We start from the raw sequence: 543 nt of genomic DNA, 5'->3' as shown, positions 1-543 counted from the left end.
GCCGTCGTCGCGGCCGTGCCGCGCTTCGCCGTCGTCGCGGCCGTACCGCGCTTGGCCGTCGCCGCCGTGCCGCGCTTGGCGGCGCCGCCGGTCGCCCGCTTCGCGGTCGTGGCCGCACCGCGCTTCGTCGTCGCGGCCGTGCCGCGCTTCGTCGTCGCGGCCGTGCCGCGCTTGGCGGTCGCCCCCGTCCCGCGCTTCGCCGTCGCGGTCGTGCCGCGCTTGGCAGTCGCGGTCGTGCCACGCTTCGCTGTCGTGGTCGTGCCACGCTTCGCCGTCGCGGCAGTGCCGCGCTTGGCAGTCACGCCGGTGCCGCGCTTGGCGGCCGCGGTCGTCCCGCGCTTGGCCGTCGCGCCGGTGGCGCGCTTCGCCGTCGTCGCGGACCCGCGCTTGGCGGTCGTGCCGGTGGCGCGCTTCGCGGTCGTGGCGGTGCCGCGGCGGCTGGCCGTGGCGGTCCCGCGCTTCGCGGCGGTGCTGCGGGTGGCGCCGCCCTTGGCGCCGTTGCTGCGCGCCGCCGCGGTCTTGCGCGGGCTGCGGGCGCTGCCA

General features: G+C 80.1%; 1 protein-coding gene. It reads left to right on the top strand.

What is annotated here, in order from left to right; translation table 11 throughout:
• Positions 1-15: 15 nt before the first annotated feature.
• Positions 16-543 (top strand): hypothetical protein (locus E2C05_RS33820; RefSeq protein ID WP_205083309.1); only part of this gene is annotated, 528 nt, incomplete at its 3' end.

This window comes from Paracraurococcus ruber (genome assembly GCF_004353985.1).
GTDB lineage: Bacteria > Pseudomonadota > Alphaproteobacteria > Acetobacterales > Acetobacteraceae > Paracraurococcus > Paracraurococcus ruber.
The sequence above is the reverse complement of the archived record's forward strand: the minus strand, read 5'-3'. Positions and strand labels throughout refer to the sequence as shown.